Source organism: Pseudomonas sp. MDT1-17 (genome assembly GCF_054898105.1).
In genome coordinates this window covers 1,747,341-1,771,646 of the sequence record NZ_JBUBVM010000001.1, presented here as the reverse complement: position 1 = coordinate 1,771,646, position 24,306 = coordinate 1,747,341, and the positions used below count along the sequence as shown (strand labels likewise).

Annotated in this window: 21 protein-coding genes; 17 read left to right on the top strand and 4 right to left on the bottom strand. The window is 58.3% G+C overall.

Annotated features, from left to right (window positions below; genetic code table 11):
- Positions 1–85: 85 nt before the first annotated feature.
- Positions 86–823 carry a 30S ribosomal protein S2 gene (gene rpsB, locus ACYZTX_RS07955; protein ID WP_003219330.1) on the bottom strand — a complete coding sequence of 246 codons (738 nt, stop codon included), beginning with the start codon at positions 821–823 and terminating at the stop codon, positions 86–88.
- 373 nt (positions 824–1,196) lie between these two features.
- Here rpsB and map point away from each other — a divergent pair, with 373 nt between their 5' ends.
- From map to ACYZTX_RS07915, 8 genes are all read left to right on the top strand, one after another.
- The gene (gene map, locus ACYZTX_RS07950) at positions 1,197–1,979 is read left to right on the top strand and encodes a type I methionyl aminopeptidase (RefSeq protein ID WP_462033609.1); all 783 of its coding nucleotides are present in this window, start codon (positions 1,197–1,199) and stop codon (positions 1,977–1,979) included.
- A 46-nt stretch (positions 1,980–2,025) separates the two neighbouring features.
- Positions 2,026–4,728 (top strand): [protein-PII] uridylyltransferase, encoded by a 2,703-nt coding sequence (locus ACYZTX_RS07945; RefSeq protein WP_462033608.1) that lies wholly within the window; start codon positions 2,026–2,028, stop codon positions 4,726–4,728.
- A 122-nt stretch (positions 4,729–4,850) separates the two neighbouring features.
- Positions 4,851–6,050, top strand: coding sequence for a succinyldiaminopimelate transaminase (dapC, locus tag ACYZTX_RS07940; protein ID WP_462033607.1), 1,200 nt, complete (start codon positions 4,851–4,853; stop codon positions 6,048–6,050).
- A gap of 215 nt (positions 6,051–6,265) precedes the next feature.
- Positions 6,266–7,024, top strand: coding sequence for a zinc metalloprotease (locus ACYZTX_RS07935; RefSeq protein WP_462033606.1), 759 nt, complete (start codon positions 6,266–6,268; stop codon positions 7,022–7,024).
- A gap of 349 nt (positions 7,025–7,373) precedes the next feature.
- Complete coding sequence (locus ACYZTX_RS07930) at positions 7,374–7,736, top strand: ArsC family reductase (RefSeq protein WP_462033605.1); 363 nt, start codon at positions 7,374–7,376, stop codon at positions 7,734–7,736.
- 33 nt (positions 7,737–7,769) lie between these two features.
- Positions 7,770–8,804 (top strand): 2,3,4,5-tetrahydropyridine-2,6-dicarboxylate N-succinyltransferase, encoded by a 1,035-nt coding sequence (dapD, locus tag ACYZTX_RS07925; protein WP_462033604.1) that lies wholly within the window; start codon positions 7,770–7,772, stop codon positions 8,802–8,804.
- A gap of 121 nt (positions 8,805–8,925) precedes the next feature.
- The gene (locus ACYZTX_RS07920; protein WP_462033603.1) at positions 8,926–10,131 is read left to right on the top strand and encodes an aminotransferase class V-fold PLP-dependent enzyme; all 1,206 of its coding nucleotides are present in this window, start codon (positions 8,926–8,928) and stop codon (positions 10,129–10,131) included.
- A complete protein-coding gene (locus ACYZTX_RS07915) occupies positions 10,128–10,535 on the top strand; it encodes a SufE family protein (protein ID WP_462033602.1) in 408 nt (135 codons plus the stop codon). The genes ACYZTX_RS07920 and ACYZTX_RS07915 overlap by 4 nt, the downstream gene beginning before the upstream one ends.
- A gap of 79 nt (positions 10,536–10,614) precedes the next feature.
- Here ACYZTX_RS07915 and tcdA read toward each other — a convergent pair whose 3' ends face one another.
- Positions 10,615–11,427, bottom strand: a complete 813-nt coding sequence (gene tcdA / locus ACYZTX_RS07910) for a tRNA cyclic N6-threonylcarbamoyladenosine(37) synthase TcdA (protein WP_161807497.1) — start codon at positions 11,425–11,427, stop codon at positions 10,615–10,617.
- Positions 11,428–11,657: 230 nt separating this feature from the next.
- On the opposite strand from tcdA, the gene ACYZTX_RS07905 reads away from it, so the two are divergent.
- The 4 genes from ACYZTX_RS07905 to ACYZTX_RS07890 all read left to right on the top strand — a co-directional run bounded on the left by ACYZTX_RS07905 (position 11,658) and on the right by ACYZTX_RS07890 (position 16,760).
- Positions 11,658–14,249 carry a glycosyltransferase gene (locus tag ACYZTX_RS07905; protein ID WP_462033601.1) on the top strand — a complete coding sequence of 864 codons (2,592 nt, stop codon included), beginning with the start codon at positions 11,658–11,660 and terminating at the stop codon, positions 14,247–14,249.
- 97 nt (positions 14,250–14,346) lie between these two features.
- Positions 14,347–15,498: a succinyl-diaminopimelate desuccinylase gene (gene dapE / locus ACYZTX_RS07900; protein ID WP_462033600.1), complete on the top strand. Its 1,152-nt coding sequence runs from the start codon at positions 14,347–14,349 to the stop codon at positions 15,496–15,498.
- Complete coding sequence (locus ACYZTX_RS07895; protein ID WP_462033599.1) at positions 15,498–16,307, top strand: putative RNA methyltransferase; 810 nt, start codon at positions 15,498–15,500, stop codon at positions 16,305–16,307. The genes dapE and ACYZTX_RS07895 overlap by 1 nt, the downstream gene beginning before the upstream one ends.
- A gap of 75 nt (positions 16,308–16,382) precedes the next feature.
- Positions 16,383–16,760 (top strand): hypothetical protein, encoded by a 378-nt coding sequence (locus tag ACYZTX_RS07890; RefSeq protein WP_462033598.1) that lies wholly within the window; start codon positions 16,383–16,385, stop codon positions 16,758–16,760.
- Positions 16,761–16,852: 92 nt separating this feature from the next.
- Here the strand turns inward: ACYZTX_RS07890 and ACYZTX_RS07885 are convergent, their stop codons facing one another.
- Positions 16,853–17,062: a cold-shock protein gene (locus ACYZTX_RS07885; RefSeq protein WP_462033597.1), complete on the bottom strand. Its 210-nt coding sequence runs from the start codon at positions 17,060–17,062 to the stop codon at positions 16,853–16,855.
- A gap of 165 nt (positions 17,063–17,227) precedes the next feature.
- Here ACYZTX_RS07885 and plsB point away from each other — a divergent pair, with 165 nt between their 5' ends.
- From plsB to ACYZTX_RS07860, 5 genes are all read left to right on the top strand, one after another.
- Complete coding sequence (plsB, locus tag ACYZTX_RS07880) at positions 17,228–19,720, top strand: glycerol-3-phosphate 1-O-acyltransferase PlsB (protein ID WP_462033596.1); 2,493 nt, start codon at positions 17,228–17,230, stop codon at positions 19,718–19,720.
- Positions 19,721–19,874: 154 nt separating this feature from the next.
- A complete protein-coding gene (locus ACYZTX_RS07875) occupies positions 19,875–20,216 on the top strand; it encodes a YbaY family lipoprotein (protein WP_462033595.1) in 342 nt (113 codons plus the stop codon).
- A 133-nt stretch (positions 20,217–20,349) separates the two neighbouring features.
- Positions 20,350–20,748 carry a YbaY family lipoprotein gene (locus ACYZTX_RS07870; protein ID WP_462033594.1) on the top strand — a complete coding sequence of 133 codons (399 nt, stop codon included), beginning with the start codon at positions 20,350–20,352 and terminating at the stop codon, positions 20,746–20,748.
- Positions 20,749–20,775: 27 nt separating this feature from the next.
- On the top strand, positions 20,776–21,465 hold the full coding sequence (locus ACYZTX_RS07865; protein WP_462033593.1) for a DUF4197 domain-containing protein: 690 nt from the start codon (positions 20,776–20,778) through the stop codon (positions 21,463–21,465).
- 401 nt (positions 21,466–21,866) lie between these two features.
- Positions 21,867–22,229, top strand: coding sequence for a DUF6124 family protein (locus ACYZTX_RS07860; RefSeq protein WP_462033592.1), 363 nt, complete (start codon positions 21,867–21,869; stop codon positions 22,227–22,229).
- 494 nt (positions 22,230–22,723) lie between these two features.
- Here the strand turns inward: ACYZTX_RS07860 and ACYZTX_RS07855 are convergent.
- Positions 22,724–24,252, bottom strand: a protein-coding gene (locus ACYZTX_RS07855) for an IS3 family transposase (RefSeq protein ID WP_462033591.1) whose coding sequence is annotated in 2 segments (ribosomal slippage) — positions 22,724–23,787 and positions 23,787–24,252 — 1,530 coding nt in all. Because the reading frame shifts where the segments join, the coding sequence is not laid out codon by codon here.
- Positions 24,253–24,306 lie beyond the last annotated feature (54 nt).

The window sequence follows — 24,306 nt, the reverse complement described above, 5'->3', positions numbered from 1 at the left end:
CTGCGCCGCCGACAAACGGTTTTCGAGGTGGCAAAAAGGGGGCCAAGCCCCCTTTTTGCTTACTGAGTCAACGCCAAGGCGTCAATTACTCAGCTGCTGCTACCGGAGCTTCTTCAACGAACTGCTCGGTGCCGCCAGCAACGTGGTTGCGACCGCGGATTACTGCGTCAGCCATCGAACCCATGTACAACTGGATAGCGCGGATTGCGTCATCGTTGCCTGGGATGATGTAGTCAACGCCTTCCGGGCTGCTGTTGGTATCGACAACGCCGATAACCGGGATGCCCAGCTTGTTGGCTTCGGTGATCGCGATGCGCTCGTGATCAACGTCGATAACGAACAGAGCGTCTGGCAGACCGCCCATGTCCTTGATACCACCCAGGGAACGATCGAGCTTCTCAAGATCGCGAGTGCGCATCAGCGCTTCTTTCTTGGTCAGCTTGGCGAAAGTACCGTCTTCGGCTTGCACTTCAAGGTCACGCAGACGCTTGATGGAAGCACGGATGGTTTTGAAGTTGGTCAGCATGCCGCCCAACCAGCGGTGATCGACGTACGGCGAACCGCAACGTGCTGCTTCTTCAGCAACGATCTTGCCAGCGGAACGCTTGGTGCCGACGAACAGAATCTTGTTTTTGCCCTGGGCCAGACGCTCTACGAAAGTCAGAGCTTCGTTGAACATTGGCAGGGTTTTTTCAAGGTTGATGATGTGGATCTTGTTACGCGCGCCGAAAATGTATTTACCCATTTTCGGGTTCCAGTAACGGGTCTGGTGACCGAAGTGCACACCGGCCTTCAGCATATCGCGCATGTTGACTTGGGACATGATAGTTCCTTAATAAGTCGGGTTTGGCCTCCACGTATCCCAATGACCAACCAGCAGCATCAGCTGAAGGCACCCAGGTCATCGTGTCGACACGTGTGTGGATTTAGGCTTTTCAGGGGATCCCCGGAAAGCGGCGCATTTTATATCACACGGCTGAAAAAAACGGAACCCGGATTGTTAAATCCTGGCGCGTGCTTTGGTTCCGCCCCTTGGAATCCTCCAAGAATGCGCCATTCTATAAGGAGAAGCGATGCACAGAGGCTCAGATTTGCGCTGCTCGTCTGTTAGAATCGCGTTTTTCAGGGCCGTGAAGATTGATCGCGAAACGCCCATTTCGTTTTAGAAAGCGCCATCGAGCGCAAAGAGAGCCTGTATGACCGTCACCCTCAAAACCCCCGAGGACATCGCAAAAATGCGTATCGCCGGCAGACTGGCCGCCGATGTGCTGGAAATGATTGCCGAACATGTCAAGCCGGGCATCACCACCGAAGAACTGGACCGCATCTGCCACGACTACATCGTCAACGAGCAGAAAGCCATCCCTGCCCCGCTCAACTACAAAGGCTTTCCGAAGTCGATCTGTACCTCGATCAATCACGTGGTCTGCCACGGTATTCCGAACGAGAAGCCATTGAAGGACGGCGACACGCTGAACGTCGACGTCACGGTCATCAAGGACGGCTACCACGGCGACACCAGCCGCATGTTCCACGTTGGCACCGTGCCGGTCTGGGCCGAGCGCTTGTCGCAAATAACCCAGGAATGCATGTACAAGGCCATCGAGATCGTCAAACCCGGTTGCCGCTTGGGCGACATCGGTGAAGTCATTCAGAAGCACGCTGAAAAGAACGGTTTTTCCGTGGTTCGCGAATTCTGTGGTCACGGCATCGGCAAGGTATTCCACGAAGAGCCGCAGATCCTGCACTACGGCCGCGCCGGCACCGGCATGGAGCTGAAAGCCGGCATGACGTTCACCATCGAGCCGATGATCAACCAGGGTAAAGCCGACACCAAGGTATTGGGCGACGGCTGGACCGCGATCACCAAGGACCGCAAGCTGTCGGCACAGTGGGAACACACCCTGCTGGTGACCGAAACCGGTTACGAGATCTTCACCCTGCGCGCCGACGACACCATCCCGCGCGTTTCGGCCTGATCCGGGCCGTGTAGTTTCTCAGCCTTATAGACAGGAAAGCCAATCGATGCCGCAGGTGGATCCCGAACTCTTCGACCGTGGCCAGTTCCAGGCTGAACTGGCCCTGAAGGCAAGCCCGATCGCGGCCTTCAAGAAGGCGATTCGCCAGGCCCGCGAGGTGCTCGACGGGCGCTTTCGCAGCGGCCGCGACATTCGCCGGCTGATCGAGGATCGCGCCTGGTTCGTCGATAACATCCTGCAAAAGGCCTGGGAGCAATTCAATTGGAGCGAAGACGCCGACATCGCGCTGGTCGCGGTCGGCGGCTACGGCCGCGGTGAGTTGCACCCTTATTCCGATATCGATCTGCTGATCCTGCTGGACAGCGCCGATCATGAAATTTTCCGCGATTCCATTGAGCGTTTTCTGACGCTGTTGTGGGACATTGGCCTGGAAGTGGGCCAGAGCGTTCGCTCGGTGGACGAATGCGTCCAGGAGGCCCGCGCCGACCTGACGGTAATCACCAACCTGATGGAAAGCCGCACCATCGCCGGCCCCGAGCGCTTGCGCCAGCGCATGCTGGACGTCACCAGCACCGCGCACATGTGGCCGAGCAAGGACTTCTTCCTGGCCAAACGCGCCGAGCAGAAGGCTCGTCACCACAAGTACAACGACACCGAATACAACCTGGAACCCAACGTCAAAGGCTCGCCTGGCGGCCTACGGGATATTCAGACGATTCTGTGGGTGGCCCGTCGTGAGTACGGCACCCTGAACCTGCGGGCCCTGGCCGGCGAAGGTTTCCTGGTCGAGAGCGAAAACGCCCTGCTGGCCTCCTCCCAGGAATTTCTGTGGAAGGTTCGCTACGCCCTGCACATGCTCGCAGGCCGTTCCGAAGACCGCTTGTTGTTTGATCACCAGCGCACAATTGCCGGTCTGCTGGGCTTCAAAGGCGATGACGCCAAGCAAGCCATCGAAAACTTCATGCAGCAGTATTACCGGGTGGTCATGAGCATTGCCCAGCTCAGCGACCTGATCATCCAGCACTTCGAGGAAGTCATCCTCGCGCCGGAAGACGAAGCGCCGCCGCAGCCGATCAACTCGCGATTCCAGCTGCACGACGGTTACATCGAGGCGCGCAACGACAACGTGTTCCGCCGCACGCCGTTCGCCATGCTGGAAATCTTCGTACTGATGGCTCAGCAGCCGGAAATCAAAGGCGTGCGCGCCGACACCATTCGCCTGCTGCGAGAAAATCGCCACCTGATCGATGACGATTTCCGCAACGACATCCGCAATACCAGCCTGTTTATCGAGCTGTTCAAGTGCAAGATCGGCATCCACCGCAACCTGCGACGCATGAATCGTTACGGCATCCTCGGGCGCTACTTGCCGGAGTTCGGCTTTATTGTCGGGCAGATGCAGCACGATCTGTTTCACATCTATACGGTCGATGCTCACACCCTGAACCTGATCAAACACCTGCGTAAGTTGCAGTACACCCAGGTGTCGGAAAAATTCCCGCTGGCCAGCAAGCTCATGGGCAAACTGCCCAAACCCGAGCTGATCTACCTGGCCGGTCTGTACCACGACATCGGCAAGGGCCGGCATGGCGATCACTCGGAAATCGGTGCCGTGGATGCCGAGGCCTTTTGCCAGCGCCATCAGTTGCCGGTGTGGGACAGTCGCCTGATCGTCTGGCTGGTGCAGAACCATTTGGTGATGTCGACCACTGCCCAGCGCAAAGACTTGTCCGACCCGCAGGTCATCCATGATTTCGCGCAGATCGTTGGCGACGAAACCCACCTCGATTATCTGTACGTGCTGACCGTCGCCGACATCAACGCCACCAACCCGACGCTGTGGAATTCCTGGCGCGCCAGTCTGTTGCGCCAGCTCTACACCGAGACCAAGCGTGCCTTGCGCCGAGGCCTGGAAAACCCGGTGGACCGCGAAGAGCAGATTCGCCAGACCCAGAGCGCCGCACTGGACATTCTGGTGCGCGGCGGTACCGACCCGGACGACGTCGAGCAGCTGTGGGCGCAATTGGGCGATGACTACTTCCTGCGCCACACTGCCGGCGACGTGGCCTGGCACAGCGACGCTATCCTGCAGCAGCCGGCGGACGGCGGGCCGCTGGTGCTGATCAAGGAAACCACTCAGCGCGAATTCGAAGGTGGCACACAGATCTTCATCTATGCACCGGACCAGCACGACTTCTTCGCCGTGACCGTGGCCGCGATGGACCAGCTCAACCTGAACATTCACGACGCCCGGGTTATCACCTCCAGCAGCCAGTTCACCCTCGACACCTACATCGTGCTCGACACCGACGGCGACTCCATTGGCGACAACCCGACACGGGTCAAGCAAATCCGCGAAGGCCTGACCGATGCCCTGCGCAACCCGGACGATTACCCGACGATCATCCAGCGTCGGGTGCCGCGCCAGCTCAAGCATTTTGCGTTTGCGCCACAGGTGACGATCCACAACGACGCCCAACGCCCGGTAACCGTGCTGGAGCTCAGCGCCCCGGATCGCCCCGGCCTGTTGGCGCGGATCGGCACGATCTTCCTGGAGTTCGACTTGTCGCTGCAAAACGCCAAGATCGCGACCCTGGGCGAGCGCGTGGAAGACGTGTTCTTTATTACCGACGCGAACAACCAGCCGCTGTCCGACCCGTTGCTGTGCAGCCGCTTGCAGGATGCGATCGTCAAACAGCTCAGCGTCAGCCACGAACCCGATATCAAACTGTCGCACCTGAGTATCTGAATTAATAAATTCCCCCTGTGGGAGCGGGCTTGCTCGCGAAAGCGTCCTGTCAGACAACATTGATGGTGACTCACACACCGCTTTCGCGAGCAAGCCCGCTCCCACATTGAACGAGGCCCCCGATGAACAACGCTCTGACCCAATTGCAGCCCTACCCGTTCGAGAAACTCCGCGCCCTGCTCGGCAGCGTCACGCCAAACCCGGACAAACGCGCCATCGCACTGTCCATCGGCGAGCCGAAACACCGCTCGCCAAGCTTTGTCGCCGAAGCCCTGGCCAGCAATCTGGATCAGATGGCCGTGTACCCGACCACTCTCGGCATCCCGGCCCTGCGTGAAGCCATCGTCGCGTGGTGCGAACGTCGTTTCAGCGTTCCGCACGGCTGGCTCGACCCGGCGCGCAATGTGCTGCCGGTCAACGGCACCCGCGAGGCGCTGTTCGCCTTCACCCAGACCGTGGTCAACCGTGGCGACGACGCCCTGGTGGTCAGCCCGAACCCGTTCTATCAGATCTACGAAGGCGCGGCGTTTCTTGCCGGGGCCAAGCCGCATTACCTGCCATGCCTGGATGAAAACGGCTTCAACCCGGATTTCGATGCGGTTTCGTCAGACATCTGGAAACGCTGCCAGATCCTGTTCCTGTGCTCGCCGGGTAACCCGACCGGCGCCTTGATCCCGGTTGAAACCCTGAAGAAGCTGATCGCCCTGGCCGACGAATACGACTTTGTGATCGCCGCCGACGAGTGCTACAGCGAACTGTACTTCGACGAACAAACCCCGCCGGCCGGCTTGCTCAGCGCCTGCGTGGAACTGGGCCGCAAAGACTTCAAGCGTTGCGTGGTGTTCCACAGCCTGTCCAAGCGCTCCAACCTGCCGGGCCTGCGTTCAGGCTTCGTGGCCGGTGATGCGGACATTCTCAAAGGCTTCCTGTTGTATCGCACCTACCACGGCTGCGCGATGCCGGTTCAGACTCAACTGGCCAGCGTCGCTGCCTGGAATGACGAAGTGCATGTGCGTGCCAACCGGGAGTTGTATCGCGAGAAATACGATGCGGTGCTGGAAATCCTCAGCCCGGTGATGGACGTGCAGCGCCCGGATGGTGGTTTCTATTTGTGGCCGAATGTTGAAGGCGACGACGAGGCGTTCTGCCGCGATCTGTTCGTCGAAGAGCATGTGACCGTGGTGCCGGGCTCTTACCTGTCCCGTAACGTTGACGGCACCAATCCAGGCGCCGGCCGAGTGCGCATGGCTCTGGTTGCGCCGCTGGCGGAATGCGTTGAAGCAGCTGAACGTATTCGCAACTTCATTCAGCGTCGGCGCTGACCCTAAAGTTATACAATTGCACTTTCGAGTTTCGCATCACGCAATATGATGCGAAACTTCCCTCACGCATTAAAATCAAACACACCGAAACACTTCACCCCTTCTCTTTTTGACTTCCATAATCAATTAATAGAGTTCATTCCGTAAGCACGACTTTCAGGTGCAACATATCAATAGATATGTGCCGGAGACATGCAACTAACAAAGAGAAGAATATGAACTTTACCAAAACGTGTCATCTATCCAATCTCGATGATCGGTGCGCTTATAAAATAGCCATCCTGGAGCGCGACGGAAATGCCGATAGCAAGCAATCATCCTTAAAGACGTTAAGCGTGGCAAATTACACCAAGTTCTGGAAAAACGGCCGAACCCTTCGGATCGCCATTTCCCTATGGAACGAAGAAATGTTCCAGACTGTAGTGGCGGCTATCAATCAATGGGCGCCGCACGTCAATTTGAATTTCGAATTCATCGAACTGGATGATAATGATCAATTATATGAGGGAGACATTCGAATATTGCTTTCTCCGGACATGAACAGCAATGGCGCCTCGGCTGTGGGAACAGACGCGCTGGGGGTACTGCCACATCTTCCTACAATGCAACTGGGCATCGACTACGAAACCCCATTCTTTACCAGTGCAGCCATCCATGAATTTGGTCATGCCCTTGGGCTTGAGCATGAACATCAACATCAACATCAACATCAACATCCTGACAGAACGCTGGACTGGAACGTACCGAAGCTCTACAAAAAATATCAAGATTTAGGATGGACGAAAGAGAATACTTATTTAAATATCTTAAAAGAACTAAATCGCGACCAGTTCCGTTTATCGCCATACGATCAAAAATCCATCATGCATTATCCCTTCTCGGCCGATGTCATGTGGGACAAGATTGAAATCCCGGCCAACACAGAAATTTCTGAAAAGGACATTGAATTCATCAGTACGATTTATCCCCGTTGAAAAATTTAAAACTGGCTAACATAGATCTGAGTGCCTGACCCAGTGCGGCCTTACTTTAATCAAGTCAGGCCAACACCCCTCGCAGTACGTCATCATCCAGCTGACCGACGCCCTTCGAAACCACAACTGTCCCGTCAGAGAAAAGGCCGAGCAACACAGACGCCTCACAAAGCGACAGCTTGCCGTCAAAGTGCCATGTTCGCCACTTAAGCTGTGCCACCGCCGGTGCACATTGAGTCGCAGCTCAATCGCATCAGAGCGCAACTGAAATCGCGCCGCAGCCGAAACCGTCCGGTCATGGCATAATCCGTCACCTTTAATTTCCAGCACCTGCAAAGGGGGCAATTCCTTGACCGTTTCAAGCAAAACGTTGCACCTTTTCGGCATCAAAGCCTGCGACACCATGAAAAAGGCGCGCACCTGGCTCGATGAACACGCTGTCAGCTATGACTTCCATGATTACAAGGCGGTCGGAATCGACCGTGAACACCTGACCCAATGGTGCGACGAGCACGGCTGGCAAGTGGTGTTGAACCGTGCAGGCACGACCTTTCGCAAGCTCGACGACGAACGCAAAGCCGATCTCGACCAGCGCAAAGCCATCGAACTGATGCTCGCACAACCCTCGATGATCAAGCGCCCGGTGCTTGATCTCGGTGACCGAACCCTGATTGGCTTCAAGCCAGATATCTACGCGGCAGCTCTCAAGTAAGGCAGCCCGTTCCATTTTGTTAGAGGTATCAACATGTCCACTACTCTGTTCAGCCTGGCCTTTGGTGTCGGCACTCAAAACCGTCAAGGCGCATGGCTGGAAGTGTTTTACGCGCAGCCACTGCTCAACCCGTCGGCCGAACTGGTCGCCGCCATCGCCCCTGTTCTGGGCTACACCGAAGGCAATCAGGCCATTGCGTTCAGCACCGCTCAGGCTTCGCAACTGGCTGAAGCCCTGAAAAGCGTCGACGCTGTCCAGGCTGCCCTGCTGACCCGTCTGGCCGAGAGCCACAAGCCGCTGGTCGCGACCCTTCTGGCCGAAGATGCACAGTTGACCTCGACACCAGAGGCTTACCTCAAGCTGCACCTGCTGTCCCATCGCCTGGTCAAGCCGCATGGCCTGAACCTGGCTGGCGTGTTCCCTCTGCTGCCGAACGTGGCGTGGACCAGCCAGGGCGCGATCGACCTGGCCGAACTGGCCGAACATCAACTCGAAGCCCGTCTGCGCGGCGAGTTGCTGGAAGTGTTCTCGGTGGACAAGTTCCCGAAAATGACCGACTACGTGGTTCCGGCCGGCGTGCGCATCGCTGACGCAGCACGTATCCGTCTCGGCGCTTATGTCGGCGAAGGCACCACCGTGATGCACGAAGGTTTCGTCAACTTCAACGCCGGCACCGAAGGCCCGGGCATGATCGAAGGTCGCGTGTCGGCTGGCGTGTTCGTTGGCAAAGGTTCGGACCTGGGCGGCGGCTGTTCGACCATGGGCACCCTGTCGGGCGGCGGCAACATCGTGATCAAGGTCGGCGAAGGCTGCCTGATCGGCGCCAACGCCGGTATCGGTATCCCGTTGGGCGATCGCAACACTGTTGAATCCGGCCTGTACGTGACCGCTGGTACCAAAGTGGCGCTGCTGGACGAGCACAACAAGCTGGTCAAAGTCGTGAAGGCTCGTGAACTGGCCGGTCAACCTGACCTGTTGTTCCGTCGCAATTCGGAGACCGGTGCCGTGGAATGCAAAACCCACAAATCGGCTATCGAACTGAACGAAGCGCTGCACGCTCACAACTAAGCGTCGCATGATCACCTGTGGGAGCGAGCCTGCTCGCGAAGGCGTCCGTAAGGTCGCCAAAAGCTTCGCGAGCAAGCTCGCTCCCACAGGGTCCGGCGTACACCCACCAGGGCCCGATAGCATGATGATTCCCTCTCCCTGGCGCGCCGATTTTCCGGCCATCGCCGCATTGCAACGGCAAGACCAGACGTATCTGGACAACGCCGCCACCACACAAAAACCTCAAGCCCTGCTGGATGCCCTGGCGCATTACTACGCCAACGGCGCGGCCAACGTGCATCGGGCGCAACATTTGCCCGGCGCTCATGCCACGCAGGCGTTCGAGGCCAGCCGCAGCAAAGTCGCCCATTGGCTCAATGCCGGCGATTGCGGGCAGATCATCTTTACCCATGGCGCAACGTCTGCGCTGAACCTCCTGGCTTATGGCCTGGAACATCTTTTCAATCCGGGCGATGAAATAGTCATCAGCGCCCTGGAGCATCACGCCAATCTGTTGCCGTGGCAGCAGCTTGCCCTCCGTTGCGAGCTGAAACTGGTGATCCTGCCGCTGGATGCCGACGGTTTGATCGACCTTGATGCCGCCGCGCAGTTGATCGGTCCGCAAACCCGTTTATTGGCGGTCAGTCAGCTGTCCAATGTTCTCGGTGCCTGGCAGCCGTTGCCCGCCCTGCTGGCGATGGCCCAGGCGCACAATGCGCTGACCGTGGTCGATGGCGCTCAAGGCGTGGTCCATGGTCGGCATGACGTGCAGGCGCTGGGTTGCGATTTTTATGTGTTTTCCAGCCACAAGCTCTATGGCCCCGATGGCCTGGGCGTACTGTTCGGGCGCAATGAAGCGCTCAAGCAACTGCGTCATTGGCAATTCGGCGGTGAAATGGTGCTGGACGCGGATTACCACAGCGCTCGCTTTCGACCAGCGCCACTGGGGTTCGAGGCGGGAACACCGCCGATCGCCAGTGTGATCGGTCTGGGCGCGACCGTGGATTATCTGGCAGGGCTCAGTCAGGACGCCGTGACGGCCCATGAGGCAGCGCTGCATGACTATTTGCTCAAAGGCCTTGAAGCGCGCAACGGCATTCGCTTGCTGGGCAAGCCGCAACTGGCGCTGGCCAGTTTTGTCGTCGAGGGTGTGCATAACTCTGATTTGGCGCATTTGCTGACGGAACAGGGGATCGCGGTGCGCGCCGGTCATCATTGCGCCATGCCGTTGCTCAAGCGGTTTGAGCTGGCCGGGGCGATTCGAGTGTCATTGGCGCTGTACAACGACTCCGAAGACCTGGAGCGATTCTTTGAAGCGCTGGATCAGGCGTTGGAGTTGCTGCGATGAGCTTGCCCGCCGATGCCGCTACGGCGCTGAACACGTTTCAGAATACCGCTGGCTGGGAACAGCGGGCGCGCCTGCTGATGCAATGGGGCGATCGCCTGCCGGTGTTGAGCGATGTGGATAAGGTCGACGCCAACCGTGTACATGGCTGTGAAAGCCAAGTGTGGCTGGTGGGCGCGTTGCAGGATGGCCACTGGCAGTTTGCCGCGAGCAGTGATGCGCGGTTGATTCGCGGGTTGGTGGCCTTGTTGTTGGCGCGGGTTAATGGATTGTCGGCAGTCGAGTTGCAGCAGGTGGATTTGCCGGACTGGTTTAATCAGCTGGGCTTGTCGCGGCAACTGTCGCCGTCGCGCAGTAATGGCCTCAACGCCGTGCTACAGCGGATGCGGAGCCTGAGCGACGCGTAGGAGCTGCCGAAGGCTGCGATCTTTTGATCTTGAAAATCAAAAGATCGCAGCCTTCGGCAGCTCCTACAGGGGTTCGACTTTAAGCCTCAGGTTTTATGCGATCCGCCGGCCGCCGAACTCCGGCAACTATCTTATCCACAGCCTTGGTCGCCGCGACCATGCCAAACGTCGCCGTTACCATCATCACCGCACCAAACCCTCCAGCACAGTCAAGCTTCACACCATCACCGACAAAACTCTTCTGCAAGCAAATACTGCCATCCGGTTTCGGATAGCGCAGTTGTTCGGTGGAAAACACGCATGGCACGCTGTAATGACGGGTCACGGTACGGGAGAAGTTGTAGTCGCGGCGCAACGTGGAGCGCACTTTCGAGGCCAATGGATCATTGAATGTCCGGTTCAAGTCGCAGACCTGTATCAGTGTCGGATCAATCTGCCCGCCCGCACCGCCGGTGGTGATGATCTGGATCTTGCGGCGCTTGCACCAGGCGATCAGCGCCGCCTTGGCATTCACGCTGTCGATGCAGTCGATCACGCAGTCGATGTTCGGCGTGATGTACTCGGCCATGGTCTCGCGGGTGACGAAATCCGCCACGGCGTGCACCGTGCAGTCCGGGTTGATCCCGCGCAGGCGCTCGGCCATCACTTCGACCTTGGGTTTGCCAACGGTGCTGTCCAGCGCGTGCAACTGACGGTTGGCGTTGCTGACACAGACGTCATCCAGGTCAAACAGCGAAATCTCGCCCACGCCACACCGGGCAACGGCTTCCGCCGCCCACGAACCGACGCCACCCACGCCGACGATCGCCACGTGGGCCGCGCGCAGGCGCTCCAGGCCCTCGATGCCATACAAACGGGCGATGCCTGCAAACCGCGGATCTTCTGTACTCATGACCATTACCCCAAAAACCGGCGCGCATTATAGGGCTACGCAGCCACAAGTTCTAAGTTACACGCGACAAAGTGAAAGAACTTTAATGAAACCGGATTGCCCAACGTCAAGCTTTTCCCTGCCTGCTGTACGGTAAGTGAAAGCACGGTGTAGGATGCGCGCCCCCGGCCTCTTGGCAACCAGCCGCCGACCGTTCCTTCGTTCTGCAGCCCCTGGAACCTGAAATAGCTATGTCATCGCGTAAATTTGGACTCAACCTGGTCGTGGTGCTCGCCATCGCAGCCTTGTTTACCGGCTTCTGGGCGCTGATCAATCGCCCGGTCACCACCCCGAACTGGCCTGAACAGATCTCCGGCTTTTCGTACTCGCCGTTCCAGCAAGGCCAGTACCCACAAAAAGAGCAGTACCCGACCGACGATGAAATGCGTCGCGATCTGGAGATCATGAGCAAGTTGACGGACAACATCCGTACTTACTCGGTCGACGGCACGCTGGGCGATATTCCCAAGCTCGCCGAAGAGTTCGGTTTGCGCGTGACGCTGGGTATCTGGATCAGCCCGGATCTTGTGCGCAACGAGCGTGAAATCCTGCGCGCCATCGAACTGGCCAATACCTCCCGCAGCGTGGTTCGCGTGGTGGTGGGTAACGAGGCGATCTTCCGCAAGGAAATCAACGCCGAACAACTGAGCGTGATCCTTGATCGCGTCCGCGCGGCCGTCAAAGTGCCGGTGACGACCTCCGAGCAATGGCACGTCTGGGAAGAAAACCCCAGCCTGGCCAAGCACGTCGACCTGATCGCTGCCCACGTCCTGCCGTACTGGGAACATGTGCCGATGGAGCAGTCCGGACAGTTCGTACTCGACCGTGCCCGCGATCTGAAAAAGATGTTCCCGAAAAAGCCGCTGCTGCTGTCGGAAGTCGGCTGGCCGAGCAACGGCCGCATGCGTGGCGGCGCCGATGCGTCGCCGGCAGACCAGGCGATTTACCTGCGCACACTGGTCAACAAGCTCAACCGCCAGGGCTTCAACTACTTTGTGATCGAAGCGTTTGACCAACCCTGGAAAGCCAGCGACGAAGGCTCGGTAGGCGCCTATTGGGGCGTGTTCAACGCCGCTCGTCAGCAGAAATTCAACTTCGAAGGCCCGGTCGTCGCCATTCCGCAATGGCGCGTGCTCGCGGTCGGTTCGGTGGTGTTGGCCCTGCTCTCCCTGACCTTGCTGATGATCGACGGTTCGGCCCTGCGTCAACGCGGCCGTACCTTCCTGACCTTCATCGCGTTCCTCTGCGGTTCGGTGTTGGTATGGATCGGTTACGACTACAGCCTGCAATACAGCACCTGGTTCAGCCTGACGGTGGGCTTCCTCCTTGCCCTCGGCGCGCTCGGGGTGTTTATCGTGCTGCTGACCGAGGCCCACGAACTGGCCGAAGCGGTCTGGACCCACAAACGCCGGCGTGAATTCCTGCCGGTGGTGGGCGATTCGGACTACCGACCGAAAGTCTCGATTCACGTACCTTGCTACAACGAGCCGCCGGAGATGGTCAAACAGACCCTCAATGCCTTGGCCAACCTTGACTATCCAGACTTCGAAGTTCTGATCATCGACAACAACACCAAGGACCCGGCGGTCTGGGAACCTGTGCGCGATTATTGCGAAACCCTGGGCCCGCGCTTCAAGTTCTTCCACGTTGCGCCGTTGGCAGGCTTCAAGGGTGGCGCGCTGAATTACCTGATTCCGCACACCGCCAAGGATGCCGAAGTGATTGCGGTGATCGACTCGGACTACTGCGTCGACCCGAATTGGCTCAAGCACATGGTGCCGCACTTCGCCGATCCGAAAATCGCCGTGGTGCAGTCGCCGCAGGATTATCGCGACCAGAACGAAAGTACCTTCAAGAAGCTCTGCTACGCGGAATACAAAGGTTTCTTCCACATCGGCATGGTCACCCGTAACGACCGTGACGCGATCATCCAGCACGGCACCATGACCATGACCCGGCGCTCGGTGCTCGAGGAATTGGGCTGGGCTGACTGGTGCATCTGTGAAGATGCCGAGTTGGGTCTGCGCGTATTCGAAAAAGGCCTGTCGGCGGCGTATTACCACACCAGCTACGGCAAAGGCCTGATGCCCGATACCTTTATCGACTTCAAGAAACAGCGTTTCCGCTGGGCCTACGGCGCGATTCAGATCATCAAGCGTCACACCGCCAGCCTGTTGCGCGGCAAGGACACCGAGCTGACCCGTGGCCAGCGTTATCACTTCCTCGCGGGCTGGTTGCCGTGGGTGGCGGACGGCATGAACATCTTCTTCACCGTGGGCGCCTTGTTGTGGTCGGCGGCGATGATCATCGTGCCGCAACGGGTCGATCCGCCATTGTTGATTTTCGCGATCCCGCCACTGGCGCTGTTCGTATTCAAGGTTGGCAAGATCATCTTCCTCTACCGCCGTGCGGTCGGGGTCAACCTGAAGGATGCATTCTGCGCGGCACTGGCAGGGTTGGCCTTGTCGCACACCATCGCCAAAGCGGTGTTGTACGGCTTCTTCACCAGCAGCATTCCGTTCTTCCGCACACCGAAGAACGCCGACAATCACGGCTTCTGGGTGGCGATTTCGGAGGCGCGCGAAGAAGTGTTCATCATGCTGCTGTTGTGGGGCGCGGCGCTGGGGATCTACCTGGTGAACGGCATGCCGAGCAACGACATGCGCTTCTGGGTGACCATGTTGCTGGTGCAATCGTTGCCATACCTGGCGGCGCTGATCATGGCGTTCTTGTCTTCGCTGCCAAAACCTTCGGTCCAGGGCGAACCGGCACCGGCGGTCTAAATCGCTACAGATGCACTAAACGGCGGCCAATGGCCGCCGTTTTGCTTTAAGATAACCGCCATTTTGCGCGCCTTGCCCCCAGCTTTCGGAGTTCCCCATGACGGCCTACGCCGACCTTTCGCCGACCCTTCAACTCGCCATCGACCTGATCCGCCGTCCGTCCGTGACGCCGGTCGACGCCGATTGCCAGAAGCAGATGATGCAGCGCCTGGGCGATGCCGGTTTTGCGCTTGAGCCCATGCGGATCGAAGATGTGGATAACTTCTGGGCGATCCACGGCAAGCACGACGGTCCGGTGCTGTGCTTCGCCGGCCACACCGACGTAGTGCCGACCGGCCCGGTGACCGCCTGGCAGATCGATCCGTTCAACGCAGTGATCGACGAACACGGCATGCTCTGCGGCCGTGGTGCGGCGGACATGAAAGGCAGCCTCGCTGCCATGACCGTGGCGGCCGAGCGTTTCGTCACCGATTACCCGGATCACAAGGGCAAAGTGGCATTCCTGATCACCAGCGACGAAGAGGGCCCGGCGCACCACGGCACCAAGGCTGTTATTGAGCGCCTCGCCGCGCGCAAGGAACGCCTGGACTGGTGCATCGTCGGCGAACCGTCGAGCACTACGTTGGTGGGTGACGTGGTGAAGAACGGCCGTCGCGGCTCCCTTGGCGCCAAGCTGACCGTGCGCGGGGTGCAGGGCCACGTGGCGTATCCGCACCTGGCGAAGAACCCGATCCACCTCGCCGCCCCGGCGCTGGCCGAACTAGCCGCCGAGCATTGGGACCACGGCAACGACTTCTTCCCGCCGACCAGCTTCCAGATTTCCAACGTGAACTCCGGCACCGGCGCGACCAACGTGATCCCGGGTGATTTGGTGGCGGTATTCAACTTCCGCTTCTCCACGGAATCCACCGTCGAAGGCCTGCAAAAACGCGTCGCCGACATCCTCGACAAACATGGCCTGGACTGGCACATCGACTGGGCGCTGTCCGGTCTGCCATTTCTCACGGAGCCAGGTGCGTTGCTGGATGCCGTTGCTTCGAGCATCAAGGACATCACTGGTCGCGAAACCAAAGCTTCCACCAGCGGTGGCACCTCCGACGGGCGCTTCATCGCGACCATGGGCACTCAAGTGGTTGAACTGGGCCCGGTCAACGCGACGATCCACCAGGTCAACGAGCGTGTGCTGGCCGCCGACCTCGATGTGCTGACCGAAATCTACTACCAGACCCTGATCAAGTTGCTCGCCTGATGCTCGCCTGCCCGATCTGCAGCGAACCGCTGAACGCGGTGGACAACGGCGTGGCCTGCCCCGCCGGGCATCGTTTCGACCGCGCGCGTCAGGGTTACCTGAACCTGTTGCCGGTGCAGCACAAAAACAGCCGCGACCCTGGGGATAACCTGGCGATGGTCGAAGCCCGGCGAGATTTTTTGAACGCCGGTCATTACGCTCCTGTGGCCAAGCGCCTGGCCGAACTGGCTGCGCAATACGCACCGCAGCGCTGGCTGGACATCGGTTGTGGCGAGGGTTACTACACCGCGCAAATCGCCGAGGCCTTGCCGAACGCCGACGGTTACGCGCTGGATATTTCCCGGGAAGCCGTCAAACGCGCCTGCAAACGCAACCCGCAACTGACCTGGTTGATCGCCAGCATGGCGCGGGTGCCATTGGCCTCGGGCAGCTGCCAGTTTCTCGCCAGCGTCTTCAGCCCGTTGGATTGGGAAGAAGCCAAACGCCTGCTCAGCCCCGGTGGCGGCTTGATGAAAGTCGGGCCGACCAGCGGCCATCTGATGGAATTGCGCGAACGTCTGTACGACGAAGTCCGTGAATACACTGACGACAAGCATCTGGCCCTGGTGCCGGAAGGCATGACGCTGCACCACAGCGAAACCCTGGAATTCAAACTGACGCTGGAAAAGGGTCAGGACCGTGCGAACCTGCTGGCCATGACGCCACACGGCTGGCGCGCCAGTGCTGAACGCCGGGCAGCGGTCATCGAACAGGTCGAGCCGTTCGAGGTCACTGTTTCGATGCGCTACGATTATTTCGTACTTCAATAATTTTTGGTCTTGAGCAACGGCTCAAGGCCGGCTAAATCCGCGAATGGATTTTTCAGACCCGCAGTGAGGACATCCATGCGCCAACCCGATATCGAGATTTACCTGAAAGACGCCGACGTCGACTACAAGGCCATCGCGGCGTGGCTCGGCGCGGCTTTGGGCCCATGCACCGACTGGGTCCAGAAAGGCCAGACCTTCAAGTGCAAGGCCGGCAACGTGCCCGTGACCTGGCTACCGAAAGCCGTGGGCAAATGGAACAGCCTGTACCTGGAAAGCGACCAGACCCCATGGGAAGACGACATCGCCTGCGCCCGCGCTGCGTTTGCCGCGCTGAACGTAGAAGTGCGTTGCGCGCCGGGTAGCTGGGTCGAAGAAGAAGGTGAAGAATCGGCCGATCGCTGGATGCGCATCAGCGCTGATGGTGAAGAAGAAATCACCTGGAAAACCGTGTAAAAACAAAAAGATCGCAGCCTTCGGCAGCTCCTACAGGGTCATGTGTACACCTGTAGGAGCTGCCGAAGGCTGCGATCTTTTGATCTTAAAGCTTACAGCCCCACCACATCCTCAGCCTGCAAGCCCTTCTCGCCAGTCACCACGCCGTATTCAACCTGCTGGCCTTCAGCCAACGAGCGGTGCCCATCGCCGCGAATCGCGCGGTAATGCACGAACACGTCCACCCCGTCCTCGCGCTGAATGAAGCCGTAGCCCTTGGCGTCGTTGAACCACTTCACATTGCCGGTTTCGCGCGTAGCCATGTATCAGTTCCTCTTCTTTTTATTTTGAACGGCCGAGTATATGACAGCCGTCAAAACTCTCAACTCAACTTTACTTAGCCGCTTTTTTGCCGATTTTCGAGGATTCCGGCACACTATCGACCGCCCGAGCAAACGCTCGGTTTTATTCACTCACGCAGAAGCCGTATGACCCGTTCCCCGCTCCGCCGTCTTGTGTTTGGCACCCTGCGCCGACTGTTGTACCTCTGGGTTCGCTCGGAGACGATCAACCAGTCGTCGTTCACCCTCAACCTCGACCGCAGTCGTCCGGTGTTCTACGTCCTGCAAAACCCTTCGCTGACTGACCTTGCCGTGGTCGACACCGAATGCAGCAAGGCCGGCCTGCCGCGTCCGGTGTTGCCGGTATCGGTGGGTGCGTTGGTGGAACCCGCCGCATTCTTCTACCTGACGCCTGATCCCGATTGGCTCGGCCGCCAGGACAAACGTGGCGCGCCGCCGACGCTGACCCGCTTGGTCAGTGCCCTGAGCCAAAACGCCGCTGAAGATGCGCAGATCATTCCAGTCAGCGTGTTCTGGGGTCAGTCGCCAGACAGCGAATCGAGCCCGTGGAAACTGCTCTTCGCTGACAGCTGGGCGGTCACCGGGCGTCTGCGCCGCTTGCTGAGCATCATCGTTCTGGGGCGCAAAACCCGGGTGCAGTTCTCGGCGCCGATTCACCTGCGTGAGCTGATCGATCACAACAAGGGCCACGAGCGCACCGTGCGCATGGCCCAGCGCATTCTACGCGTGCACTTCCGCAACCTGAAAGCCGCCGTGATCGGCCCGGACATTTCCCATCGCCGCAACCTGGTCAAGGGCCTGCTCAACCAGCCTCTGGTCAAGCAAGCGATCCTCGACGAAGCCGAGCGCGAGAACATCTCCCCGGAGAAAGCCAAGGCCCAGGCCCTGCGTTATGGCAACGAAATCGCCTCGGACTACACCTACACCGCGATCCGTTTCCTCGAAGTGGTGCTGAGCTGGTTCTGGAACAAGATCTACGACGGGATCAAGGTCAACCACATCGAAGGCGTGCAGAAGGTCGCTCAGGGTCACGAAGTGATCTACGTGCCCTGCCATCGCAGCCACATCGATTACCTGCTGCTGTCCTACTTGCTGTTCCGCAACGGCCTGACCCCGCCGCACATCGCCGCCGGGATCAACCTGAACATGCCGGTGATCGGCAGCCTGCTGCGGCGCGGCGGTGCGTTCTTCATGCGCCGCACCTTCAAGGGCAACCCGCTCTACACCTCGGTGTTCAACGAATACCTGCACACCCTGTTCACCAAAGGCTTCCCGGTGGAGTACTTCGTCGAGGGTGGCCGTTCGCGCACCGGGCGCATGCTGCAACCGAAAACCGGGATGCTCGCGATCACCCTGCGCAGCTTCTTGCGTTCGTCGCGAATGCCGATCGTCTTCATCCCGGTGTATATCGGCTACGAGCGCGTGCTGGAAGGCCGGACCTACCTCGGCGAACTGCGGGGCGCGAGCAAGAAGAAAGAATCGATCTTCGACATCTTCAAAGTCATCGGCGCCCTCAAGCAGCGCTTCGGCCAAGTGGCGGTGAATTTCGGGGAGCCGATCAAACTGGCGGAATTCCTCGACAGCGAACAGCCGGACTGGCGTCAACAGGAACTCGGCCCGCAGTTCAAACCGGCCTGGCTCAACGAAACCACCAACCGCCTTGGCGAGAAAGTCGCACAGCATCTCAACGAAGCCGCGGCGATCAACCCAGTCACCCTCGTGGCACTGGCGCTGCTGTCCACCAGCCGTCTGGCGCTGGATGATCGCGCCATGGCGAGGGTACTTGATCTGTATTTGGCGCTGTTGCGCAAGGTGCCGTATTCGCCGCACACCACGTTGCCGGAAGGTGACGGACGGGCGCTGATAGAGCACGTGAAGGACATGGATTTGTTGTCCGAGCAGAGCGATGCCTTGGGCAAGATTCTGTATCTGGACGAGCAAAATGCCGTCCTGATGACCTACTACCGCAACAACGTTTTGCACATTTTCGCCCTGCCCGCGCTACTGGCGAGTTTCTTCCAGAGTGCGTCGCGCATGAGCCGCGACCAGATCCTGCGCTACACCCGCGCTCTGTACCCATACCTGCAATCCGAGCTGTTCATTCGCTGGTCGCTGGACGAACTGGATGGGGTGATCGATCAATGGCTCGAAGCGTTCGTCGAGCAAGGTTTGCTGCGTTTTGAGAACGACGTCTACCTGCGTCCGGCGCCGAGTTCGCGGCATTTCGTGCTGCTGACGCTGCTGTCGAAAAGCATCGCCCAGACCCTGCAACGCTTCTACATGACGGTTTCCCTGCTACTCAACAGCGGCCAAAACAGCATCAGTGCCGAAGAGCTGGAAGACCTGTGCACGGTCATGGCCCAACGCCTGTCGATCCTCCATGGCCTGAACGCCCCGGAGTTCTTCGACAAGAGCCTGTTCCGCCACTTCATCCAGACCATGCTCGACCTCGACGTGCTCAAGCGTGACGAGGCCGGCAAATTGAGTTATCACGAACTGCTGGGAGAACTGGCGGAAGGTGCGGCCAAACGGGTGTTGTCGGCGGAGATTCGCTTGTCGATCCGTCAGGTGGCGTTGCATCGCAGTGAAGACGCGGCGGAGTTGGTAACGCCGCTCTGACCCCATCGGGCATATGGCAGAAGCAAGGAGGTTTCTAACTCATCCCGCCCCCCATTCGACCCAGATCACAGGAATTGCCCTACATAAAAATCGCGATTTCGGCTCTATGGTTAACACTCGTCAATACCGACGTTTTTTTGATAAGGAAATCAAAATGAGCAATGAAACCGTAAAGACCATCAGTGGCACAGTGCATTACCTCCCAAGGATCGGGCTTCTGCCTGGCTCGACACTTCATGTCAGCCTGCTGGATGTCACCCTGGCGGATGCACCCGCTAAAGAACTGGCTGTGGAGGTGACGCCCAATGCAAACGCTGTTGGTTTGGGCTTCAACCTGACGTACAAACTTGCAGATGTCTTGTGCGGTCACACCTATGTGATCAGCGCACGCATCACCCACAATGACCACCTGATCTTTGTTACCAATAAACAACACCAGGTGATTTTGGGTGTCGATTATGTGCAAGGGCAGGAAGTGCTGGTCGACCTCGCATGAGAATGGCCACACGCATGAGCGGTGGTTTCCATGGCTCCGCATAGTCGTATTACTGGCGGATATTGCCGGTAAAAACCGCTAAATTGTCGATGGTGCCAGTCTTCCTCAGGCGCCATCGACAAGGATTGAACTTATGAAAAAACTCTCCCTTCTGGGACTTGCAGCCTTGCTCAGTGCCTGCCAAACGATGCAACCCGCCAGCAAAACCAGCCTCGATGGCGAAGTCTTCTACCTGCAACGCATCGCCCTGCCGCCCAGCGCTACCTTAAGCGTCAGCTTGCAGGACGTGTCCCTCGCCGACGCGCCCGCCGTTATCCTCGACGAACAGAAAGGCCCGGTCAAAGGTCAGGTGCCGCTGCCGTTTCATCTGAGTTACGATCCGGGACAGGTCAAACCGGGTCATCGCTATTCGGTCAGCGCACGGATCGAAGTCAACGGAGAGCTGATGTTCATCACCACCGAACATCACGCCGTACAGCTTGATGGCAGCGACCCGCAGCCACTGAAAATCCGCGTCGACGCCGCCCGCTAATTCTTTATTTTGAACAAGGAAGCTGCCATGTTCCGCCCTACCCTCCGCTTTGCCGGCCTGTGCGCAGGCTTGATGATCTCCGCCAGCGCTCTGGCCCTGTCGCTCAGCGATTTGTCGCAAAAAGACGCCACCGGCGGACTCAAGGATGCCCTGACTCAAGGCGCGCAACTGGCTGTGAAACAACTCGGCACGCCGGGCGGCTTCAGCAACAACCCGGACGTGAAAATCGAACTGCCGGGCAAACTGGGAAAAGTCGCCAGCAAGATGAAAGCCTTCGGCATGGGCGCTCAGGTCGATCAGCTGGAAACCAGCATGAACAAAGCGGCTGAAACCGCCGTGACCCAGGCCCAGCCGATCCTGGTGGATGCGGTGAAGAAGATGACCGTGGAGGATGCCAAGGGCATTCTCAGCGGCGGCAATGACTCGGCCACTCAGTACCTGAGCAAAACCAGCCGCGAACAGATCCGCGTGAAATTCCTGCCGATCGTCAAGCAAGCCACCGATCAGGTGGGCCTGGCCAAACAGTACAACTCGTTCGCAGGGCAAGCGGCAACGCTGGGCGTATTGGACGCGAAGAACGCGAACATCGAAGGCTACGTGACCGAGCAGGCGTTGAACGGTTTGTTCGAGATGATTGGTAAACAGGAAGAAACCATTCGCCAGAATCCTGCGGCTGCAGCGACGAGTTTGGCGAAGAAGGTGTTTGGTTCGTTGTAATTTTTGAGCGACTGAAACCCACAAAAAGCCCGCTGACCGTTATAGGTTCAGCGGGCTTTTTCGTTTGCCTGTTTTTCGCAGGGTGGAGCGAGATAGTGGTCCAGGATTACTTGACCAGATCTGCTTGCTCGCGAAAGTGGTGTATCAGGTGACTTCAATGCTGAATGTTAAACAGCCTTCGCGAGCAAGCCCGCTCCCACATTTGATCGAGATCAGCCTGAAAAAATTTGGGTACGTCCTACAGACTTGGCTGTTCTGGGGGAGGATTCCGACAGGTTCTATCGGTTGTCGAGTCGGAAGTTGGGAGGATAGGCTTTGGGTGTCGCTGAAAATCAGCGACCGGGCGTCGCGGCCTGAGTTTTTTACTTGGTGCTTTTCCATTTCCTTTTTGGAGTATCGCCATGTCTACACCAGAAACCGACGACGTTTCACCCTACGAATCCATCGATTCAAAAAAGCTCAACGAAGCCGCCGAACGCGCCCTCGACTTCCACTTCCCGTCTATTGCCGACATCAAAGCCACGCCGCGCACGCCCAGCTCCCTGTTTTCCGTGGACCCAGAGGCGACTACCGAAACCTTGGTGGTTTTTTTGGTCGAGACCCTGGCCTCGGTCGATGTGATGATCCATCAATTGGTGGATCATCTAGAGGGTGGGTCGCGCTATGCCCTGCTGGGCATTTCAAACAGCATCATGGTGGCGGAGATCACCGCGAACCGGGTGCTGGATAACATCGACGTGCCAAAACCTGCACCACACCGCTGATCCCTGTGGGAGCGAGCCTGCTCGCGATGGCGGCGTGTCAGTCGACATCAATGTTGAATGAACAATCGCCATCGCGAGCAGGCTCGCTCCCACAGTTAAATTTTGTACATCAGCAAGATATTGGTCGGCTGTCAGGCCGCCTTCGCGAGCAAGCTCGCTCCCACAGGGGATCGGTGTTCGCCTTTCGCTTCTCACCACTCAACAGGCCGAGCGTTAGCTCGCCTGCAGCTCTTGATCTTGATCCACCCGCCCCTTCGGGAGGCTGAGTGGAGGTGTTCATCTGGGGGTAGGCGCGTAGCGCCGTTCGACGCAGTCGAACACATCGAGAGGAGGTCGAAGCGAAGCCGACCGGAGGCGATGCCCCCAGATGAATGCCGGAACGAAGGAACGCCGAGCCTAAGCGAGGGGCCGGACGCTCGGGGCGAGCGTTTTTTTGCTTACTTTTTTTAGGCGCGGTACGTGTCAAGGTACCTGTCGCCTTGGTACTCCTGCTGCTATGCCATCGCGGCCTTAACATCAGGGCGTTCGGGGTTCAAATACACCGCATCTGCCAATTTCCAGTTGCGCGTTCTGGTACTCCAGCGGCTCGGATTAGCTTCCCTGGCGTCTTCATACAGTGCTGCTCTGGCTTGTAATAGAGCCGTTGCCTTGCCTTCGTGGCGCTCGTTCGGCGTCACGTATTTCAAGGCACTGTGACGGTGGTCTTCGTTGTACCACTCGATAAATTTTTGCACCCAAAGCCTTGCTTCAGTGAGCGTATCAAACGGTTGGTCCGGCCAGAGCGGGCAGTACTTTGCCGTACGAAAAAGTGCTTCGGCGTAGGCATTGTCGTTGCTTACTCGCGGGCGGCTAAATGAAGGCTCGACGCCCAGAGCAACCATGCTTTCGCGTAATAAAGAGCCTCTCATGACGTGGCCGTTGTCCGAGTGCAGCACCAAAGGACGTCCCGCCGTTTGCTCTCGTAGACAGCCCTTTTCAAGCAGCTCACATGCATGCTCGGCGCACTCCACTTCATGCACTTCATTGGCTACCAATTTACGGCTGTAGATGTCCTTGACCATATACCAGTAGAAAAAACGGCCCTTAACTGTGCTCGGCAACCAGGTGATATCCCAGCACCAAACCTGATTGGGGCCCTCAGCACGATGTGTCGTCAGCACTCTGCGTTTCGGGGCTTTGACCCGACCACGGCGAACGTTTTGATTGGCGGCTTTTAATACGCGATAAAAGGTCGATTCCGAAGCCAGATAAATACCTTCATCTGCCAGTTTGGGCACGATCTGGTGGGGTGTGAGGCTGGCGTAGCCAGCCTGATTAGCGGCATCAAGCACTGCTTGGCGTTCTGCCTCGCTGAGTTTATTTGACGGTGCTGTCCGCTGAGCTAGCAGGCGCCCGTCGCCGTCGGTGTGTCGCCAACGTTGAACTGTGCGCAGGCTCAGTCCCAGCTCATCACATGCTCGATATCGGCGAGCCCCACCCAAGACCGCTTCAGTAATCAACTTCATGGCTTGCGTGCGATCAGAGGCGCTGATCAGTCTTCCTTGTCCTTGCCCCAAATCGCATTGGCTTTTTTTCTGAGTTCCAGCAAAGCCTCCGCTTCGGCCCGACCAGCGTCTGATCGGATCAACTGACGCTCCAGCTCTTTGATCCGTCGTTGCTCGGCAGTTTTCTCTGCGCTGGGCTTCAGATCAGCCAAGGTGTTGGCGTTTTGGCAGGCTTCGCGCCATTGCTGGATTTGCTCCGGATAAATGCCCTTTATTCGGCAATATTGAGAGATCTCCACCTCGCTCAACGGTGCGGTTTCCATGACGGCATTGAATTTGTCGGCGCTGGACCATTGATCACTGGTCTTTCCGTTCCCGGGCACGATCAGACCTTTATCTCTAGCCATTTGTCTCCAGTTACGCAGTGACTGTGGCGTGAGTTTGAGCGCAATCGCGAGCTCTGCCACCGAGCGATTAAGGGGCGGCATCATCTGCAGGACAACCCAGTCTTTGAAGTTGTCGTCATAACGTTTGGGCATTGCTAAATACCTTCGCCCTCTTGAATGAATGAGTCAATCAACAAGGGCGACAGG

Bases quoted from the DNA above. Each gene is read 5' to 3' on its own strand.
- dapD (WP_462033604.1), top strand. From the start codon at position 7,770: ATGTCCACTACTCTGTTCAGCCTGGCCTTTGGTGTCGGCACTCAAAAC.
- ACYZTX_RS07875 (WP_462033595.1), top strand. From the start codon at position 19,875: ATGAGCAATGAAACCGTAAAGACCATCAGTGGCACAGTGCATTACCTC.
- ACYZTX_RS07890 (WP_462033598.1), top strand. From the start codon at position 16,383: ATGCGCCAACCCGATATCGAGATTTACCTGAAAGACGCCGACGTCGAC.
- ACYZTX_RS07920 (WP_462033603.1), top strand. From the start codon at position 8,926: ATGATGATTCCCTCTCCCTGGCGCGCCGATTTTCCGGCCATCGCCGCA.
- ACYZTX_RS07885 (WP_462033597.1), bottom strand. From the start codon at position 17,062: ATGGCTACGCGCGAAACCGGCAATGTGAAGTGGTTCAACGACGCCAAG.
- ACYZTX_RS07865 (WP_462033593.1), top strand. From the start codon at position 20,776: ATGTTCCGCCCTACCCTCCGCTTTGCCGGCCTGTGCGCAGGCTTGATG.
- rpsB (WP_003219330.1), bottom strand. From the start codon at position 823: ATGTCCCAAGTCAACATGCGCGATATGCTGAAGGCCGGTGTGCACTTC.
- plsB (WP_462033596.1), top strand. From the start codon at position 17,228: ATGACCCGTTCCCCGCTCCGCCGTCTTGTGTTTGGCACCCTGCGCCGA.
- tcdA (WP_161807497.1), bottom strand. From the start codon at position 11,427: ATGAGTACAGAAGATCCGCGGTTTGCAGGCATCGCCCGTTTGTATGGC.
- ACYZTX_RS07870 (WP_462033594.1), top strand. From the start codon at position 20,350: ATGAAAAAACTCTCCCTTCTGGGACTTGCAGCCTTGCTCAGTGCCTGC.
- ACYZTX_RS07895 (WP_462033599.1), top strand. From the start codon at position 15,498: ATGCTCGCCTGCCCGATCTGCAGCGAACCGCTGAACGCGGTGGACAAC.
- ACYZTX_RS07905 (WP_462033601.1), top strand. From the start codon at position 11,658: ATGTCATCGCGTAAATTTGGACTCAACCTGGTCGTGGTGCTCGCCATC.
- ACYZTX_RS07860 (WP_462033592.1), top strand. From the start codon at position 21,867: ATGTCTACACCAGAAACCGACGACGTTTCACCCTACGAATCCATCGAT.
- map (WP_462033609.1), top strand. From the start codon at position 1,197: ATGACCGTCACCCTCAAAACCCCCGAGGACATCGCAAAAATGCGTATC.
- dapC (WP_462033607.1), top strand. From the start codon at position 4,851: ATGAACAACGCTCTGACCCAATTGCAGCCCTACCCGTTCGAGAAACTC.
- dapE (WP_462033600.1), top strand. From the start codon at position 14,347: ATGACGGCCTACGCCGACCTTTCGCCGACCCTTCAACTCGCCATCGAC.
- ACYZTX_RS07935 (WP_462033606.1), top strand. From the start codon at position 6,266: ATGAACTTTACCAAAACGTGTCATCTATCCAATCTCGATGATCGGTGC.
- ACYZTX_RS07945 (WP_462033608.1), top strand. From the start codon at position 2,026: ATGCCGCAGGTGGATCCCGAACTCTTCGACCGTGGCCAGTTCCAGGCT.
- ACYZTX_RS07915 (WP_462033602.1), top strand. From the start codon at position 10,128: ATGAGCTTGCCCGCCGATGCCGCTACGGCGCTGAACACGTTTCAGAAT.